The following is an 18,388-nucleotide window of genomic DNA, read 5'->3' as shown; positions in this document are numbered from 1 at the left end:
GTGAGTTTCGGCAACACCTGAGGGCTTGCAGTGGGAGCATCGAGGTGCTCCGCGGGATGAGTAAGGCGATACACGGTACCTGCGCAGCTGTCAGCCTGCGAGCCGAGCTTTCCAGATCTCATCGCTGGGCCATTGTTGGGCCCAGTCGGCCGAAACTTCTGGGTAGTCCCGTGCATGCTGGGGTGCCTGAATCTCAATCAGATCTTCAACGACGAAGTCGCAGGCCCGCAGCAGACGGAGCATTTCACCGTGCGGCAGGACGAACTCCACGTGATTCCCCCAGTCCAGCCGCGACAGGCCGAATTGGCTGCGGGACAGAGTGGTGGATGCCGGTCCCTCGGGCGGTGCACATAGTGCGAACAGCGGTGAGTAGCGCGAGAACACCAGCTGGCCTCCAGGAACGAGAAGCCGGGCGGCCTCCGGGATCCACTGGTAGGGGTCGCACCACAGCGAGGCGCCGTACTCGCTGATCGCCAGGCCGAACGTATTGTCCTCGTAGGGCACCTTCTCGGCATTGCCCAGGACCAGGGGGAAGTCGATACCGAACTGCGCCTGCATCGCGCGAGCAGTGGCGAGTTGCTTCTCCGAGAGGTCGATCCCGACCGGGTGGGCTCCTGCTCTTGCCAGCCATGCGGAAACGTAGGCAGTACCGCAGCCCAACTCAATGGTGCGCATCCCGTCGATGCCGTCGGGAAGCAAGGAAACCTGCGACTCAGGAGTGGCCCACAATCCCCAGGACGGTTCCACCTGCGCCCAGTGATCACGGGCGAGCGGCCCGTGCCACGCAGCCGCCTCGTTATCCCAAAAGCGTCGGTTCTGCTCCACATGGTCCGCCGGGCCGTCGTGAGTCATGGAGGCATTCGATCGAAGATGCTGCTGTTCCGGCAACGGAATTTCCACGCGCCAACCTCTGCCGACTGCGGGTCCCCGTACCGGGAGGGTGCGGGGACCCGCAACGTGCGACGGGGCTCGAGTTTCTGTGCTGGCATCGGCAGGACGGCGGTGGCGGGGAGGACGCCGTTTCCGAGCCAGTGGAGTGATCAGGCCGCCCGGGGTGGTGCCTGAAGACGGCACAAGCAGGCCGCCGTGAAGCCTGTGGCCAGGGCGTCAGCCGTTCTCAGGTCCCTGGGATCGACATGGTCTTGCGTAGGGCGAGACGAAGCGACTCAATGGTTTCTTCCGCTGTCTGAAGCTGTCCTGCGAGCCTCTCGGCTCGACGGTTGGACTCGGTGAGGTTCGTTGACAGCATGACGTTGTGGCGCTCGAGGTCCTGGATCCGCGGGAGCAGTTCCACGTTCGCCGCGCTGTCGATCTGGGCGCCGAGGGCGAGCTGGATGCGGCGTTTGAGCGCGTCGCGTTCTGGTTTCAGCTCCTTGATCTCCCCGCGTGCGAGAGCGAGGTCGGTGTGCAGGCTCGCGGGGGTGGCGTGTCGGTGCTCCCGCCGCCGACGGCCGCCGTGACCCGAGCGGGCCCCTTGCGGATGCTGACCTGGGTGCGGGCCAGACGCTCGATCCCGCTATGGCGCTGCCGCTCCCGGGAACCTGGCATGGGGCCGCATGGCCTCACTGCTCGGCCGACAGACCCGGCACGCAACGCCTGTGCAGGCTCACGCCAGGGCCTGGTGGCCGTTGGCCGCCAGCCAGTCGATCAGCAGCTGCCGTTCCCTGACCGCTGCGGCCTGCTGTGGCGCACCGCTGGACGGCCGGGTGAATGCCTCCAGGGCGCGGTTGGCCGCCCAGAGCCTGAGCTGGCTGACCGTGACCCGGTCCAGCTCGCCTCTCTGGCGCCAGCGGACCAGAGCCAGCTCGGCGTCCGGCCGGCATTGCGCGAAGAACTGATCGACAAGGCCTTTGGCCACGGAGTCGAGGTGCGTCATGCTGCCCTCCCGTGCCGCTATCACCCACGATGCTCTCCGGCGGCGTCGGGAGGTAGGGCCGACCGGCCCCTGTCGGGACGGCGCCCGGGTCCGTGCAACCGCCGATGATCTGGCCGTCTTATGGCCGAGTCTCGCTGCTTCACCTGATCTCCGGCCACTGAGCTGGTTGGATCGTCCGGTGCCCTGCACGGAGGGCATGCGCCCGCTCATCGCCCCGGATGAGCGGCGCGGTCAGGCGTGCTTGCATGGACCTGGCAGGAGCGCACGAGGAAGTTGTCTGGATGACCACGCCAGCGTCGCCCTCCTTGGCGATCGATGTCGTCGACACGCTCGGCACCGTCTTGGTGCGGGTGGTCGGCGAACTCGACATACGCACCGCGCCCGAACTCGCCGCAGTGCTGGAGCCCCTGCGCTCCCGCCCCTGTGAACTCGACTTCGTCCAGGTCTCGTTCGCCGACTCCAGCGGCCTCAATGTGCTGCTGCGCCATCGTCTCCAGGCCGAGGCCGCAAACGGCAGCCTGCGGCTCGTCGCCGCCTCACCCCCGGTACGGCGTCTGCTCGATGTCGCGGGCGTGACCGATCTGCTGCTCAAGGATCCAGGCCCGCCGGACATACCGCACGAGAGTTGAGGCCCGACGGCGCGATCACGTCGTGGCGGCGACCGCGAGCGCGAAAACGATCAGCGCGGATGCTGCGACCAGTATCGAGGCCCGAAACAGGCTACCGGCGCGGCCCGGCCCCGGAGCGTGCCCTCGATCTTCGACTGGTTGGAAGCATCGGCAGCCGTCGTGCCGCAGAACAGGAGAGTCCAGCCAGTACGCGCCCAGCAGCTGAGGCGCAGGACCGGGGATCGGCTTATCCGCCATGCATGACCGAACGACGGCACCAGCTACCGGACACGGCCGCGAACACCGCCTCCACGAAACCGCTCCCTTTTCTCCACCCTGCTGGGCACGCTGCCGAGGCCACGGCCGCCCCGCTACTTCGCCCATCATGCGCGGATCACGCGGCGTCGTGCTGCCGTCCGAGGTTCTGCAGCAAGGCACGGGCCCGGGTGCGCGCCTCGTCGGAAACGCTCACGCCGGTCGTCGTGACCGGCTTGGTGAGAGTGTCGTTTGGACGATGAACGCTGTGCACGGCGACAGCGTGATCATGTGAGGGACGGGGGCTTTCAGGGTGCCGGAGCACAAGGCCGCGGCTTCGGCTGCTTCACCGGTCGCATCACCATCACCGCCCGGCCAAGGGCGCATGGCGGTGCAGGAGGTGGTGCCTCGAACGGAGGCGCGCTGGGCGTGGCGGTTCAGCGACGGCGGCGAGCCCCGGAACTGGATGCTGCTCTTGGCGCCGCTGCTGGGCTGGCACGCGGACGGATGGGCCGGCATCGGCTGGGGCGTGGTGGCGGCGGTGTTCACCGCAGCGCTGCCCACGTTGATCCTCCGGTTCGGCGAGCGCCGCCAGTACTGGGGAGACAGGCACGTGCGGCGGCGGCAAGACCGCATCGTGGCCGCCCCAGGGGTGATGGCCTCGGTCATCACCGGCACCGCACTGCTGTATGGGCTGGATGCTCCCGTCGAGGTGACGGCCCTGGTGACGGCGATGCTCACCGTTCTGCTCGCGCTGCTGGTGATCACCTTCTTCTGGAAGGTGTCGGTGCATTCCGCTGTTGCCTCCGGCGCCCTGACCATTCTCGCAACGGTCTTCGGCCCCTGGTTGCTCGTACTGGCTCCGTTGGTGGTTCTGATCGGCTGGTCCCGCGTACGGCTGCGCTGCCACACCGCCGGCCAGGTCAGCGTCGGGTTCCTCATCGGCGCGGCCGTCAGCGCACCCGTCTTCGACTTCGTCAGGTGATGGGCATGAACCGTTTCCCGGATCCCAGCCCCGCCGATCTCGTCCTGGTCAAGGCCGAACAGCGTGCAGAGCATTCCGGACGCCAACGCGAGGATCGGTGTACGAGCTCCGCCCCGCCACCCCAGGGCAGCACCCCGTAGGCGCCTGAACGGGCTGGTCACCTGGTGCGGACGACGCTCCACAGCGGCACTTGTTCGAAGAAGGTGACCGCCTCTTCCCGCCACCGTGACCGCCAGCCGGCGGCCACCTTGGTGGCCTGCTCCGCATAGCGGCGCATGTCCGCCTGCATCCTGCCCGGCACACCTCGGCGCTCCCCGATCTCGCGGACGGCGGCGATGGTCTCCGGCGTGCAGGACGGGTCGCCGAGCGCGGCCTCCACCACGCGACGCTCGGCGTCGTCGACGGCCGCCAGCAGGGCGCTGACCGTGTAGCTGTGCTTGCCGTCGCGGATGTCGGTGCCGGTCGGCTTGCCCATGACGGACGCGTCCCCGAACAGATCCAGGTAGTCGTCGCGCATCTGCCCGCAGATCCCCACCAGCCGCGCATACTCCCGCAGCTCCTTCTCGAAGAGCACCGGCTGCTCGCCGGCGACCAGGAGCCCGAGCTGCAGGGGCGCGAGAATCGAGTAGCGGGCGGACTTGTAGTCGGCCACGCAGTGCAGTACCTCCTCGCCCGGCGCGGCGGCGAAGTCGCGTTCCAGGTCGACGATCTGGCCCACGAACGTGTCGGCCGCCGCCCGCGTCTGCACCTCGACCATGGCCTGCCGCACCGCCACAGGCACCTTCGCCCCCAGCAGCACCTGCAGCGACAGAGCCAGGGCGAGATCCCCCGCGAGCACGGTCAGACCAAGGGCCGCCTGCGGCCGGCCGGGAAACCGCTCACGGTAGGCGTAGTAGGTGGACGGGCCGCCGCGGCGGGTGGGGCTGTCGTCGATGAGATCGTCGTGCACCAGGCCGTGAGTCTGCAGCAGCTCGATACTCAGCGCCGCAGCCTCCAGCCCCGCGACCGGCTCGTCCGTCACCAGACGCGCCGCCTCATGCAGCAAAACGACCCTCATCCGCTTCCCGCCCCGCAAGGACAACTCCCGCAGCAACCGCAGGCACTCCGGGGTGAAGCGGCTGAACGACGGCGCATCCAGCCCGGCGCTCAACGTGTCGAAGTACTTCTCGAAGAGCGTGTTGAACCAGCGCTCATATCCGGCGACACGATCGAGAACCTGCTCGGTCATCACGAGTTCTTCCTGGTCGGGGGATGGGTGACACCGCTGTAGACGTGCGACGGTCGAGGTTGGTGCCCTGGCCCGCGGTCGCAACAGGGTCAGGAGGTGTACTGGGTGGCCTTGACCGCCAGGCCACGCAGGGCACCATCCGCGGCCGGCGGGAAGCCGGCCCCGTCGAGGACTTGCAGGACGTGTTCATAGCGGGAAGTGATCATCCGTTCAGTTTCCTGTCGTGCCCCCGTCGCGAGCAGGATGTCCCGGATCTCCGCCGCTTCGCGCTCCTTCAGGTCGGCCCGGCCCACCAGCCGGTCAAGCCGCTCCCGCTGGATCAGGTCGGCATTCTGCAGGCCCAGGGCCAGCAGAACCGTCCGCTTGCCCTCCCGCAGGTCGCTCAGCCCCGGAGCACATGCGCCGTCCGGGCTGCCGAAGACGTCCAGCAGGTCATCCCGCAGCTGGAACGCCTCCCCCAGCGGCAGGCCCAGCCCGGTGAAGACCTCCATCGTGGCCTCGTCGGCCCCGGCGACCGCAGCCCCCAATTGCAGGGGCCGCTCGACGGTCGCGGTGGCGGTCTTGTAGCGGATGATCCGCAAGGCCGCCTCGACGTCGTCGGCGCCACGGCCCGTGCCCATGACGTCCAAATACTGCCCGTACATCACCTCTTCCAGCATCGCGTCGTACAACCCATGGACCAGCCGCTGCCGGCCGGACTCGAGCGGGGCGATGTGCAGCAGCTCCTGCGCCCACATCAGGGCGAGGTTGCCCACCAGCAACGCGCCGCCCGCACCCAGCCGCTCGGCCCGCTCGCCGACTCCCAGGCGGGCACGCATCACGCGATGGACCGCGGGCCGGCCGCGGCGGCTGGCCGAGTCGTCCATGATGTCGTCGTGGATGAGCGCGAAGGCCACGAACAACTCCAGCGACGCCGCCACTCGCACCGCCGACGTCGCATCACCATGACCACCGGCGGCGTGCCAGCCCACCACGCACAGAAGCGCCCGGATCCGTTTCCCGCCCGCCGCCAGGAAGTCGCGAACGGTCTGCACCACCTCCGGCGGATGCCCGCGGCCAGCCGCCTCACAGGCCTTCTCGGCCAAGAAGTTCTCAAGGACCGCATCAACCTGGCGCTGCACCGCAGGCAGATCGATAGCTCGCGCGTCGACCACACCCGACGTCACGACTCACCACTCCCAACCAGGGGAGCCAGTCTCATGGGGCCGGACGAGGAAGCGGGTTGGCTGCCCCCTAACTCAGGGCTCTGACGACAACCCAGGGTCCTGACTGGCCGCGTCACCCATTCGGTCTGCATGATCCGTCCAACGACCCACACCGCTGAAGAGCACGCGCGGCGTGGTCACCTCCCTGACTTCGACCGTCGGCAGGGTCTATGGCCTGTACGGGTGTTGGTCAACTTCCAGAACGACGACAATCTCGACCGGACCTTCGCGGCGTCCGGCACCAAAGCGAGCAGTACACCGCATCTGCACGGCGCTCGACCCGACGATCCAGTCCAGGTCGAGGATCTCCGCCTGGCCGTCCATTGCGTGCTCGTGGTGGTGACCGTGCGAAGCACCGTGGTGGGAGGTGTCGGTGTGTGCGTGGTTCATGCTCTTCACACTAAGACGGATATGCGCCTGCAGCACAAAGTGTCCCAGTTTACGCAAGATGCTGGTCGGGGGTGCTGCCCGACGCGCAAGAGGTCACCGCCAGGGAAGGCTGTCGCGCGGCCTCACGGTCACTCGGGAGCGCCCTGAGTGTCGTCGCCGCTGTCGCTCTGGTGCCCGCGGCGGGCGTCGCGGTCGAAGATGCCCAGGATCTCGCAGGGCCCGCCGTCGGCGCCGATCGCGTGCGGCATCATCGTGGGGAACTCGGCGGCCTGGTTGGTCTCGAGCCGGAAGCGGCGGTGGCCGAGCATGAGGATCGCGGTGCCGGACAGGACGACGAGCCATTCGCTCCCCGGGTGGGCGCGCATGCGCGCCGGGTTCTCGGGGGGTGGTTCGGTCATGCGCTGGCGCACCACGCTCACCCCGGGGTCGGCCTTGATGGTCCAGCGCATCCGGCCGTGGGTGCTGTCGATCGTCGGGCTGGTGACGACGTCGTCGGTGGCGGTCTCCACGAGCTGATCGAGCGTGGTGTCCAGGGCGCGGGCGAGGGTGACCAGCTGATCCAGTGCGAGGCGGCGCTGGCCGTTCTCGATGCGGCTCAGTGAGGACTGGCTGAGGTGGGCGCGGGAGGCCAATTCCTCCAGGGACCAGCCCTGCGCCACCCGCAAGGCACGGATGCGTTTGCGTACGAGGCTGTCCAGATCCCCATCTTCTTGCGTCATGAGCAACAGTGTATGCCTTTGACGCAACTCCGCTTAACGTCGTGTGCAGATGGTCCGCAACGTCTGGGACCAGTGGACGAGGAAAGGCAGGAGGCCATGGCTGTGACAACTTCTCCGTACGCGAGTGACGCACTGCCCGGTGGGACCGTCGATGCGGTGGTGATCGGCGGGGGCGCCGCAGGGCTGAATGGCGCGCTGATGCTCGCCCGCTCCCGCCGCTCGGTCGTCGTGATCGACAGCGGCTCCCCACGCAACGCGCCCGCCGAGGCCATGCACGGCTTCATCGTCCCTGGACGGCACCCCGCCCCCCGAGATCCTTCAGCGAGGCCGGGAGCAAGTGCGCCAGTACGGAGGGCGCGTCGTCATCGGTGGGGTGACCTCGACCGAGCCCGCCGCCCACGGGACGGACGGGGATCTGCGGTTCACCATCACCCTGGCCGACGGACTGAGCGTGAGGGCGTGCCGGGTCCTGGTGGCCACCGGCCTGAAGGACGTGCTGCCCGAGGTCCCCGGCCTCGGGCAGCACTGGGGCCACGGGTGGTGCACCGCCCGTACTGCCACGGCTGGGAGGCGCGCGATCAGCCCATCGGCATCCTCGCCACCGGCCCGGCCTCCATCGGCCACGCATTCATGTTTCGGCAGCTTACCGAGGACCTGACCTCCTTCAGCCACGGCACTCACCTGGATGAGGCCACCCGCGCCCGCTTCGCCGCCCGCAACATCCGCATCGTCGACACCCCGGTGCAGGAGGTCGTCAACAACGAGGACGGCACCCTCGCCGGCGTGCGCCTGACCGACCGCCAGGTCGTGGCCCGCCGCGTCCTCGCGGTCGCCACCCGGATGGAAGCCCGCGCCGAGGGCCTGGACGGTCTGAAGCTGCCGATGCAGGACCAGCCCGACAACATGGGCCACGGCATCGCCACCGGCATGGCGGGCACCACCGAGGTGCCGGGCATGTGGGCGACAGGCAACGCCACCGACCTTGCCGCCCAGGTCGGCGCCTCCGCAGCGGCCGGCGCCCACATCAACAGCGTGCTGGCCACCGCAGACACCGACGCGGCCCTCGCCGCAGCCCAGGGCGACACTCCCACCCTTTGACATCCGGCGCGGCACCGGCCGTTGCATGCCCTCGACGCGTGCGGCGGCCCGGGCCCCGCCCACCCCCTTCACCCGGCGACCGGCCCTGCTCCGGCGCTGACTCAGCATGCCCTTTTGAGAGGAATCCATGAGTACGAACCAGCCCATACCGGCCACGCAGACCGGCGGCCGGGGCGCCCCCGACGCGCGTCAGCTGCGCACGATCCTGACCACCGTCTCCATCGCCCTGATGGCGGTCATCGCCTCAGTGACCGGGCTGAACGTTGCGCAGACCCACATGGCCGTGGAATTCGCCGCCTCCCAGAGCACGGTCCTGTGGATCATCAACATCTACACCCTCGCCCTGGCCGCGCTGCTGCTGCCGCTCGGCGCCCTGGGCGACCGCCTGGGCCGCAAGCCCATGCTTGTCGCCGGACTGAGCGTGTTCGGCATCGCCACCGTGGTCGCGAGCCTGGCCCCGACGGCGGAAGTGATGCTCGCCGCCCGCGTGGCCAGCGGCATCGGCGCCGCCATGATCATGCCGATCACGCTCGCCATCATCACCTCCACCTTCCCCGAAGAGCAGCGGGGCAAGGCGATCGGCGTATGGACCGGTATCGCCGGAGGCGGCGGCATCCTGGGCATGTTCCTCTCCGCGCTCCTCGTCGACGTCGCCGACTGGCGCTGGCTGTTCGTCCTGCCCGCGGTCCTGGTCCTCGTGGCCCTGGCCATGACGCTGAAGTTGGTGCCCAACTCCCGCGAGACCTCGGCCCATCGATTCGACACCGTCGGCGCGCTGGTCTCCATCATCGCTGTGGTCGGCCTCATCTTCGTCCTGCAGGAAGGCCCCGAACGCGGCTGGACCGCGCCCGAGACGCTGATCAGCCTGACCGTCGGCCTCATCGCCACCATCGGTTTCGTGGCCTGGGAGCTGCACCGCCGCGACGCCTCCATGCTGGACGTGCGCCTGTTCCGGGAGCGCGGACTGTCGGGCGGCTCGATCACACTGCTGGTGGTCTTCGGTGTCCAGGCGGGCATCGGCGTAGTCCTCTTCCCGTTCTTCCAGGCCGTACTCGGCTGGTCGGGCCTACTGTCCACGGTCGCGATAATGCCCATGGCCCTCGCGATGATGATGGCCTCCAGCCTGGCCCCCAAGCTGGCCGCAGGGATCGGCGCACGCTCGACCATGATCGCGGGCATCGCACTGGCAGGCGTCGGCATGGCGCTCATGGCGCTGTTCGTCTCCGTCAGCGGCGGCTACCTGTCCGTCCTGCCCGGCCTGCTCGCCATGGGCGTCGGCATGGGCCTGTCGATGACCCCGTCCACGGAGGCCATCACCGCCTCCCTTCCGCCCGAGAAGCAGGGCGTCGCCTCCGCCCTCAACGACGTCACCCGCGAATTCGGCACCGCACTCGGCGTCGCCCTGCTCGGCGCACTCGTGTCCGCCGGCTACCGCAACGCCATCGACGACAAGCTGCACGGCATCCCCCAAGGCGCCGCAGACACCGCCCGGGAAGGCGTCGCCAACGCCGTTGAGGTGGCGGGCAGCACCGGACCACACGCACCAGACGTGCTCCACGCGGCGCAGCAGTCATTCGTCGACGGCTGGCAGCAGGCCATGTGGGCAGGCTCCGTCATCATGGGCGCCCTGTTCATCTACATCGCCCTCCGCGGCCCCAAGAACACACCCTCCGCGGTCGCGGACGAGACAGACCCCGCTGAGGCTGTCGCCGCCGGCTGACCGCACAAGAGCCGGGCCACAGCAAGCAGACCGCCCCGCGAACACCGCGTTCACCCCCGACCAGGAAGCCGCTGAAGTCGAGCTGCCCCTGTCCGGGACCGGAAGCGTCAGAAGGCGGTTGCTGCGACTCCCCGGTGGCGCTCCAGATACGCGCGTCCTCCGGCGGTTGCTGACTGCAATAGCAACCTCCGGCACGAGCGAGGCTGCGACCGGAACCAGAGGCCGGTCGCAGCCTCGCTCGTGCTGCGTGCAGCATCTGACCCGGCCCTGGCCAGAGCATCCATGTGCGTTTGGGTTCAACACGCTGTACTTGACAGGGAACAGGCCCGGTCGGTGTACAGCTTCGTGGTCAACTGGCCGCCGCAGCCGCCGAGCAGCAGCCCGCACCAGAACGTGTCGCTCTCATGCAGGTGGCGGAAGGCGTCCAGTTCGATCGCCTCCAGCGGCAGCATCAACGGATCGTCGGAGTCCGCACTGCCCAGCACCGCCGTCTGAATCTGCCGCCTGTCCTCCAGCAAGAATCCCCTTCGTCCTGGTCTTCCAGGCACGCGTCCATGGTTTCTGCGCGGCGTCGGCGAGTTCGGGATTGTCGACTTTCGAAGTCAGCCTGATCCAGAGCCTCGGCAGCCGGGGCGAGCGGAGGTGCAGCACCTTCGAGCTGCCGTACGGCGACCTCACCGGCTCCCCGGCCACCTCACGGCCCAGCCCGGACGCTCTCCCCGGGCCCGCCCGGGAAAATCCCTGCCCAGCCCGCCCGCATGACGTACGGTGGGTCTATCGACGCAGGGTGGAGCAGCTCGGTAGCTCGCTGGGCTCATAACCCAGAGGTCGCTGGTTCAAATCCGGCCCCTGCTACCAACGCCGGCCCCTCGACGCCATGTCGAGGGGCCGGAAGCATGTCAGCCGATCGCACCATGCCGACAAGCCGACCGCTCCTTCGAAGTTGGTTCAGAGAAGTCACGCAGGCTGGACTCGTCCAGCTCGGGATGTCGAGATTCACCTGAGAGCTGGTGGGGCCGCGACCGACGGCCGTGGCCCCACCGCTGAGGTCAGTTGTCCTGACCACCGTCCTGATCTTCAAGATGGACTCACAGATCGACAGGTAGTTCTGCACCGGCTGGGCCAGGACTTTCCGCCCGGGATCCAACGCATGACAGGATCCCGGACATTTGGTCCGGTTCCTGCCGTTGACCTCTACGTCGACCGGCTGGCACCTGGCGGCAGTCCAGCGCAAAAGTCCCGTCTGGTGGCCCATTCTCGGCTGATCGCGTGTCAATCGCCGACACCGACCGGTGGTGAGTGCCCTCCCGCGCTGACGGCTACGGCCCCTGAGTAACGGGCACCCCACCCACATATGCCGACACGGCGACGCTCAGACGTCGAACTCACATGTCAGAGCGGCTAGTTCAGAGAAGATCCACGTACAACTTCTTCGTCAGCTGCCGGCCACAGCCGCCCAGCCAACTCCCCCACAAATCGTCTGCCCCTCGTACTGCTTGCGGAACGCGTCCAGTTCACAGGCGCCTGGGCGTGCGTGACCTCGGCATCATGGCGGCGCTTGGCACGGGCGATCTCGATCGAGTCCGGGGCCATGTCGGGAAACGCGCGTCGGCTCAGTTCGCGCAGGGCTCGGATCTGTGCCTCGATCGCTTCGGCGATCGCCGGGTCGACGTGTCGCTCGGGCCGGGCTCCGCGGGGCGAGCGCCTGGTGGTAGCCGTCGGAGGCGGTCTCCCGGGGTGCGCACCGGTCCGGCGCGCACGGGTACGGGTCGGCGGCCGCCGTACGTAGCGATTCAGGAAGCGTCTGGCCGACTTGGGGGCGGCGTCGTCGGCGTCAGTTGGCGGGCTCCCTGCCAGAGCGTCTCGAAGAACTCCCGGCAGCGGGCGAGGTTTTTCCGGTCTTGTTCGCCGTTGTCGAGGGACCAGCGGTCCAGCCGAGAGCCGCCGAGGATGTCCAGGAGATCGCCCTCGGCCGTGTCCGGTCCGGGAGCTGCAGCACAGTCCGGGTCAGGGCGCAGATCCAGCTTGTCGTAGAGCCCCTCATACGCCACGTCGGTGTTGATGAAGTAGAGCTTGCGCATGGGTGACACGTGCAGCACGCGGAATTCGACCGTGAGTGTTCCCTGGCCGCGCGCGGCCATCCGCCTTATGTGGGCCTTCAGTCTTCGCTCGTGCTCCACGACCATGCGCCTCAGGTGCTCACGGAACTCCGGAGCGTCGTAGATCCTGCCTCCGGCACCCACCTGGCCGGGGACGTCGATCTCCGCGGTGAAATCCGGTACCAGAACGCGCACATGCACTCTCCGTGCGGGATCCCTGCTCAGGTTGTACAGCATGGACTTCACCGGATTGACGAACGTCTCTCCGGTGAAGCTCATCGCCGCCAAGTGCACCTCTCCCCCGGCTTCGAGCGCCTGCCGGATCTCGGCCTGCACCGCCGCGCGCGTGACCCGAGGACGCAGAACCTGGTTCAGCCGCTGCAGTTCGTCTTCGAGGCGACGCACCGTGGCGGCCAGGGACTGCTCTGTCTCCTGGTGGGTCGTGTGCACCGCGTTCAGGCGCTGCACCTCGCTGTAAAGCACGTAGCCCACCGCGGTGAGTAATGCCCCGCCCAGGCAGACCTTGTCCTGCAACGCGTCACCGACGGGCTTCACGAACTGCGCGACCAGACCCAGAGCGAAGACAACGGCGAGAACAATCTTCGTGACGGTCGACTCCGCGCGCCCCCAAATGCCAGCCAGTCTCGCGCTCCACGACAGCCCCGTATCCGACACAGCTTCCCCCCGGCGCGCCACCGATATCGCCTTCCTACGCCCAGAGTGCCCGCCAAACCAGCAGATGCGTCCCGATAGGACACGGCCGACGGCCGCCAGCAACGCCTCTGCGCCGCAGAAAGCCGGCCCGGCGCCAGCCTCCATCGCTCCTGTCTAGATCTTTCCGACCGAGGGCGCCCCGGCCCCCGGCTCAGCCCGCTGCTCACGCCATCACCGCCCCGGCCGTCTCGCCGTCCAGCGGGCGCGGCCAGCTCGGTCAGCCAGGCCGACCACCACGGCGTGGGAGCAGCCGTCTTGGTACGGGCTGCCATCCGCTCGCGCAGCTGCCCCAGCCGCACCGTGAGCAGGTACTCGGCACTGCGCTCCCGAGCTGTGTCGGCGGCCTTGGTCGCAGCGGCGATTGCGCCCGCGCCGGTCGGGTTCGCGCGGAACCACCTGCGATTCATGCACGCGGCTGCACCCACGGAGCCGCATCTCCACCGGCGCCCAATGGACCATCGGTCGTGGGGCAATCGACGGTCATTCCCCCCGCTCATTGGCCACGGCCGCCTGCGACCCGTCTGCCGAGACCTTGCCGAGGAAGTCGAGCAGCAAGTTGTTCACGTGGTCCGGGGCGTCGAGCTGCATCCAGTGCCCGGCTCCGTCGATGCGCTCGTAGCGCCACGGGCCGCTCACGTACGAGGCGGTGCCGGTGAGTGCCCTCTCGGTGACGGCGATGTCCCCGTCACTCCACAGGCCCATGGTGGGTGCCTGGACCGGCGGGAGCTGGGCGGGCGGGGTGATCAGTGATTCGGGCGGCAGGACGGCACGGTAGACACCCAGGGTGGCCGTCAGCGCCCCGGGGGCGCTCAGCCGGGCGATGACCGCGTCCGTGTCCGGATGCCGGGCCCAGGCACGGAAGTTCTCGAAGTCGTTGCGCGACAGCCACTGTTCGGCCACGTCGGGGAACTGGAACAGCAGCATGTACCAGGACTTTTCGCGCTGCGCCAGGCCCGCCGAGCGGAATGCGCCCGGGTGCCCGACCGACAGGCAGGTGAGGCTGGCCGCCCGCGCAGGTGACAGCGCCGCGAACACCGCGCCGATCGCTCCGCCCCAGTCGTGGCCGATCACATGAACCCGGTGTACGCCGAGGTGGTCGAGAACGCCGATGAGATCACCGATGATCTGGATGATCCCGTAGTCGCCGATATCGGCGGGCTTGTCGGAGTCGCCGAAGCCTCGCAGGTCCGGGGCGATGGTGCGGTAGCCCGCGGCCGTCAGCGCCGCGACCTGGTGGCGCCAGAGGGCGTGGGTGTCGGGCCAGCCGTGCAGCAGCAGCACGGCCGGTCCCTGCCCGGTGACCTGAACGTTGATCCCGATCCCGTTGACATCGATTCGTGTGCCGACGGGCCGGCCATTGTGGTCAGCCGTCTCGATCCGCTCGACGTGTCCCGTGCGTTCGGTGTCCGTGGCCGTGGCGGGAGAACGGGATCCGGCTGGTGCCGCGGCCCGGGCGGGACCGTCGTTCTCACCGATGGCGGCCAGCAGTTCGGCCCGGGCGGGCCCTGGCGTGGCGTACTGGGGGGCGTTCGAGCCGAGGGCAAGCACCTTGTCCATCACACCCGGCCGGGACAGGGCCTCCTGGGGCATCTCCAGGAGCGCCGCGATCGATGCCCGAGCCCGCAGTACGTCCGGGTCGCGCAGCGCCGCGGCCTCCATCGCCTTGTTGATCGCCCAGGCAGGGTCGGCAGTGCGGTACGGGTGGCCGGTGATGTCGCCGTTGATCTCCGCCAGCCGGTGCCGGTCGTACGCCAGCGTCGCGCGCAGGTACGGGCCGACCCTCGCCTCGGTCATCTCGTGGAAGCGCAGCACCAGTTCTTCGTGCTTGCCTGTGTCGCTCTCGCGCAGCAGGTCGCGCAGTGCGCACGCGTGCAGCGCCCCGATCGACGAGCCCCGTCCGAGGGAGGGGTTGGTGCATGCCCAGGCGTCGCCCACGGTCAGCAGGCCGGTGGCCACCGGCCTGTCGCCGATGACGAAGCGGCGGTGGCGGTCCTCTATGCCCGCGATCACCTGCACACCGGTGATCGGTTCACCGTCCCCCCAATGTGCGACGGTGGGGAACAGCGCCAGCGCCCGATCCCACGTCCCGGGCTCGCGCAGCGCCCGCAGCCGCCGGTCCTGGGAGGAGGCGATCAGCCCCACTCCCCAGGTGCCGGAGTCGCAGGGCAGCGTCAGCGCCGACACGCTGTCGAAGTGCTGGAGCACCATCGCCCGGGCCTTCGGCCTTCCGCCGTCCCCGCTTCGGGAGCGGTAGTGGCGGGTGTAGTACACGAACCCCGAGTCCTCCCGCTCTTCGTCGGGACGGCGCCCGCCGACGGCGTCCAGCATGCTCATCACCGGCGAGCGGCGGCCGGTGGTGTCGACGACGAGGTCGGCGCGGAACGTCTGTCCTCCGTCCGCCATGACACCGGTGATGTGCGGGACGCCCGGGGCCGACTGAGTGCCGGTCAGCAGTCCCCTGACCGTGACACCCCGATGGATGCTCACACCGGCGGTACGAGCCGCGACCACGGACAGTGCGGCCTCCAGCACCGGACGGCGCGCCGTCACGGTCTCAAAGCGGTCGTCGTCCTCGCGCGCGCCGCCGGTCAGCGCGATGGGCAGCATGCCGACCGTGTTTACCCGGAACCCGCCAAGCTCCTCCAACTCGGCCAGCACGTCCGGGAGTTCACGACCGATCTCCACCCGCCAGCGCGGCAGCATCAGGTGGAGCAGCCGGAACTGGTTGAGGCCGGGGCGCTGCCAGGTCTCCCACAGCTCATCGGCGCCGCCGCACGGTTCGGCGCCGTCCCGCTCCAGCACACTGACGCGGTGCCCGTCGCGGGCGAGCAGCATCGCCGTCGCCAGTCCGTTGAGTCCCGCTCCGAGCACGAGTACGTCTGCCATGACCAATTCCCCCTGGTCGGTGGTGCGTTTCCGTTACCGGGAGCATCTGGCCGCGGGGTGTTCACCCACCAGGCCAGATCCTGCTCAATCGCTGCTCAAGTCGCTGCTCGCCCGGCCCGATCGGCTCGCTGGCGATCCAGCCGCACCTCGCCGATCTCCACCGCCCACAGCAGGTCGGTGAGGCGTTCGACTGCCCTGGCCAGGTGTCGCCGGTAGGTGGAGAACGGCAGGCCGAGTACCTCCGCTGCGGCCTCCTGCGTGGGTGCGGGATGTACGAAGGTGCGCTGAAGCACCCGGCACAGCGACTCGGCGCGCGGCTCACTGCCGACCTGCTCGATTCCGCCGAGGAGGGTTACGCGCAACCGGTGCGCGGCTGCCTGCGGCCCGCTCTCCTCGAAGTCGAACCCTGTGGCGAGACCCGAGCCCGACAGCGGGCTGGCCCGCAGCCGGTCCGGCCGGTGCAGATCGTGCAGCGCGGCGCGCACCGCCTCGTCGAAACGGGCCCGGTCCAGCGGCGGCGGGCGCAGCAGATCAGCAGGGGGCGGGCCGGTCGCTCCGGTGAGTTCGCGTTCTGCCATGAGCTCCAGCCAGCTCTCCACCGGGCAGCGCCGCCAGTCGATTCCGAAGACCGTGTAGCGCAAGTCCCCGAAGCTGGCTTCGAACTCCGTGGTCAGGCCCAGGTACCGGAACGCGGGCCGCCAGAACTCGTGGTCGAGGACCGTGCAGAACGACCAGGCCAGCGGGCGCGTCAGCCAGGTGACGGTCGAGCCGACCGAGGCAGTGAGAACGGCGTGGGCATCGCGCTGGTGTCCGTCCGGTCCGGCCACAAAACGGGCGATGCTGATCTGTTCCCCCGGGCGGGCCGGCGAGATCCGGGCGGCCTCGTCCAACGTGGTCCGCACAACGGGGTCGGCGGCACACAGCGACGGATCGGTCGGGTAGATCACCTGGAACATGAAGCCGGCCACCCCGCCCGGGTGCCGCATCACCATCAGGTTCTCCGGCTCCGCATCCAGCCACCGCTCCGCGACCGCCGCGCTGGGCCGGCCCTCGAACCGTTCGATCACCTCCAGCACCTCGCGGTGATCCTCCGGACGACCGGCAACCACCGCGGCAGACCCCCGTTCACGCAGCGCCCAGAACGACGACGAAAACGGGCTACGGCGGTGCAGGTAGAGCTTCTGGTACGCCCACAGCCGCTGGTCGGTGGCGCTTCGCCGCCGCATGCCGGCGATCGCGAGCTCGTGGATGATCCGGTTGACCCGCCGGAACGTCTCGGGCGAGCGGCGCCGCAGATCGGCGTCGAGCACGTCATGCACCAGCTCATGCGGATACAGGCCGTCGACCCCCCGGGTCACATACGGCTGCGCCTCCAGCCACGCCCACACCTGCGGCGCACGCTCTCCGACGGCGCTGCGCAACAGGTCCTCGGTGGTGAGCCAGGCATGCGCGCACACCGCCAGCCCCAGCGCATGAGCCTCGTCCGGTGCCTCACCCACCACCTGCGCCACCAGCGCAGCAACCAGGTCCGGCGCATCGGCCAGATCGTCGAGAACCCGGCCGGAGGCCGCCGCATCCGCCAGCAGCGCCAAAGTCAGCGGGTGGCCCTGGCCCAGCGCCGCGAGACGCCGCCTGAGCCCCTCGGGAACCGCGGCGCGCGCCAGCAACTCGACGCTCTCCGCCTCGCTCAGCCCGGGAAGCGGATGCACGGCGGTCACTGCCCGCCACCCCGGGTCCGTCCGCCACGGCGCACTCGGCGCATCGCGGCCGAGCAGAACCACGACCACTCCGGCATCCAGGGAGGGCAACAGGTCTTCACGGACCCAGCCATCAATCGGGCCGAACCGCTCATAGCCGTCGAGCAACACCACCCGCCCCGGACCGCCACCCCGCTGGGACATGCCCTGAGACCCGGCCAACGCCCTGTCCAGCGCCGACCGCAGCCCCTCCGAAGAGCAGTCCACCTCCCGCCCGTCGACCGTGGCGGCCACCCGGCCCCAGGCACGGGCACGCATCCGGAACTGGTGGAGCAACGCGGTCTTGCCGATGCCGCCCGGACCGTACACGAACAGCACCCTGTGCGACGTCCCCGTCGTGCCGGCCGCCAACGCCCGCTCGAAACTGGCGAGCTCCGCGTCCCGGCCGACGAAAGCACGCGTACGGGCCTGGTCGATGACTGCAGCGAGATCGTTGGCCATGGCCATCTCCGCACATCCGGCCGGAGTCCCCCGACACCCGGCGCGGCCAGACTACTCGCGCACCTGCGAAACCAAACCGGCGCGTCGGCACGATTCGCCATACATCACACGCGTTCCCGAGAGGGGCGGCCCTTCCCTCGGCACCGCTGGCGATCGAAACCGGTGCTGATCGAACTGCCACGGCTCGCCCAGGAGGTCGTGCCAGCACACAGCGACGAGACCGCAAACAGCCGAGTGGATGCGCAGGAAGCGACAGCATGACAACCGTCCACCGCTGTGCACCAAGTTCATGCTCGTCAACGTCAGCAGCGGACTTCGAGGTGGCCCCCTCCTCCACCACCGCGGGCGTCGGCGTCGTCCAGCTGACCGGCACCGGAGCGCTCAGCCAGCAGTGGACGCTCTCCTGA

At 69.2% G+C, this 18,388-nt stretch carries 15 protein-coding genes, 1 tRNA gene and 1 pseudogene; 7 read left to right on the top strand and 10 right to left on the bottom strand.

The features are described 5' to 3' along the window. Positions 1–90: 90 nt before the first annotated feature. A complete protein-coding gene (locus tag ACFY1L_RS52710) occupies positions 91–900 on the bottom strand; it encodes a class I SAM-dependent methyltransferase (RefSeq protein WP_388842696.1) in 810 nt (269 codons plus the stop codon). 706 nt (positions 901–1,606) lie between these two features. Further along, positions 1,607–1,876: a hypothetical protein gene (locus ACFY1L_RS52705; protein WP_388842694.1), complete on the bottom strand. Its 270-nt coding sequence runs from the start codon at positions 1,874–1,876 to the stop codon at positions 1,607–1,609. Positions 1,877–2,157: 281 nt separating this feature from the next. On the opposite strand from ACFY1L_RS52705, the gene ACFY1L_RS52700 reads away from it, so the two are divergent. Then, positions 2,158–2,505, top strand: a complete 348-nt coding sequence (locus ACFY1L_RS52700; RefSeq protein ID WP_388842692.1) for an STAS domain-containing protein — start codon at positions 2,158–2,160, stop codon at positions 2,503–2,505. A 619-nt stretch (positions 2,506–3,124) separates the two neighbouring features. Beyond that, positions 3,125–3,724, top strand: a complete 600-nt coding sequence (locus ACFY1L_RS52695) for a hypothetical protein (protein ID WP_388842690.1) — start codon at positions 3,125–3,127, stop codon at positions 3,722–3,724. 157 nt (positions 3,725–3,881) lie between these two features. Here ACFY1L_RS52695 and ACFY1L_RS52690 read toward each other — a convergent pair whose 3' ends face one another. The 4 genes from ACFY1L_RS52690 to ACFY1L_RS52675 all read right to left on the bottom strand — a co-directional run bounded on the left by ACFY1L_RS52690 (position 3,882) and on the right by ACFY1L_RS52675 (position 7,266). Next, positions 3,882–4,952: a polyprenyl synthetase family protein gene (locus ACFY1L_RS52690; protein ID WP_388842688.1), complete on the bottom strand. Its 1,071-nt coding sequence runs from the start codon at positions 4,950–4,952 to the stop codon at positions 3,882–3,884. An 89-nt stretch (positions 4,953–5,041) separates the two neighbouring features. After that, positions 5,042–6,118 (bottom strand): polyprenyl synthetase family protein, encoded by a 1,077-nt coding sequence (locus tag ACFY1L_RS52685; RefSeq protein WP_388842686.1) that lies wholly within the window; start codon positions 6,116–6,118, stop codon positions 5,042–5,044. A 207-nt stretch (positions 6,119–6,325) separates the two neighbouring features. Further along, positions 6,326–6,547 (bottom strand): hypothetical protein, encoded by a 222-nt coding sequence (locus ACFY1L_RS52680; RefSeq protein WP_388842684.1) that lies wholly within the window; start codon positions 6,545–6,547, stop codon positions 6,326–6,328. Positions 6,548–6,675: 128 nt separating this feature from the next. Beyond that, positions 6,676–7,266: a helix-turn-helix domain-containing protein gene (locus ACFY1L_RS52675; protein WP_388842682.1), complete on the bottom strand. Its 591-nt coding sequence runs from the start codon at positions 7,264–7,266 to the stop codon at positions 6,676–6,678. Between the two features lie 12 nt (positions 7,267–7,278). Between ACFY1L_RS52675 and ACFY1L_RS52670 the strand changes: the two are divergent. The 3 genes and pseudogenes from ACFY1L_RS52670 to ACFY1L_RS52660 form a co-directional block, all read left to right on the top strand. Further along, positions 7,279–7,560, top strand: a pseudogene (locus ACFY1L_RS52670) (FAD-binding protein); the annotation flags it as partial. A 243-nt stretch (positions 7,561–7,803) separates the two neighbouring features. Continuing rightward, positions 7,804–8,364 (top strand): hypothetical protein, encoded by a 561-nt coding sequence (locus ACFY1L_RS52665; RefSeq protein ID WP_388842713.1) that lies wholly within the window; start codon positions 7,804–7,806, stop codon positions 8,362–8,364. Between the two features lie 127 nt (positions 8,365–8,491). Further along, a complete protein-coding gene (locus ACFY1L_RS52660) occupies positions 8,492–10,084 on the top strand; it encodes an MFS transporter (protein WP_388842680.1) in 1,593 nt (530 codons plus the stop codon). Between the two features lie 296 nt (positions 10,085–10,380). Here the strand turns inward: ACFY1L_RS52660 and ACFY1L_RS52655 are convergent, their stop codons facing one another. Further along, positions 10,381–10,602 (bottom strand): hypothetical protein, encoded by a 222-nt coding sequence (locus tag ACFY1L_RS52655; protein ID WP_388842679.1) that lies wholly within the window; start codon positions 10,600–10,602, stop codon positions 10,381–10,383. A gap of 263 nt (positions 10,603–10,865) precedes the next feature. Here ACFY1L_RS52655 and ACFY1L_RS52650 point away from each other — a divergent pair. Then, positions 10,866–10,942: transfer RNA gene (locus ACFY1L_RS52650), tRNA-Met, on the top strand. A 935-nt stretch (positions 10,943–11,877) separates the two neighbouring features. On the opposite strand, the gene ACFY1L_RS52645 is transcribed toward ACFY1L_RS52650, so the two are convergent. The 3 genes from ACFY1L_RS52645 to ACFY1L_RS52635 form a co-directional block, all read right to left on the bottom strand. Further along, positions 11,878–12,858: an ATP/GTP-binding protein gene (locus ACFY1L_RS52645; RefSeq protein ID WP_388842677.1), complete on the bottom strand. Its 981-nt coding sequence runs from the start codon at positions 12,856–12,858 to the stop codon at positions 11,878–11,880. A gap of 519 nt (positions 12,859–13,377) precedes the next feature. Continuing rightward, positions 13,378–15,783, bottom strand: a complete 2,406-nt coding sequence (locus tag ACFY1L_RS52640; RefSeq protein ID WP_388842675.1) for an alpha/beta fold hydrolase — start codon at positions 15,781–15,783, stop codon at positions 13,378–13,380. A gap of 95 nt (positions 15,784–15,878) precedes the next feature. Next, complete coding sequence (locus ACFY1L_RS52635) at positions 15,879–17,981, bottom strand: AAA family ATPase (RefSeq protein ID WP_388842673.1); 2,103 nt, start codon at positions 17,979–17,981, stop codon at positions 15,879–15,881. 257 nt (positions 17,982–18,238) lie between these two features. On the opposite strand from ACFY1L_RS52635, the gene ACFY1L_RS52630 reads away from it, so the two are divergent. Further along, positions 18,239–18,388, top strand: coding sequence for a hypothetical protein (locus ACFY1L_RS52630; protein WP_388842671.1), 150 nt, complete (start codon positions 18,239–18,241; stop codon positions 18,386–18,388).

The sequence above is a fragment of the Streptomyces sp. NPDC001663 genome, assembly GCF_042893105.1.
Taxonomy (GTDB): domain Bacteria; phylum Actinomycetota; class Actinomycetes; order Streptomycetales; family Streptomycetaceae; genus Streptomyces.
This window is presented reverse-complemented; position numbering and strand designations above follow the sequence as displayed.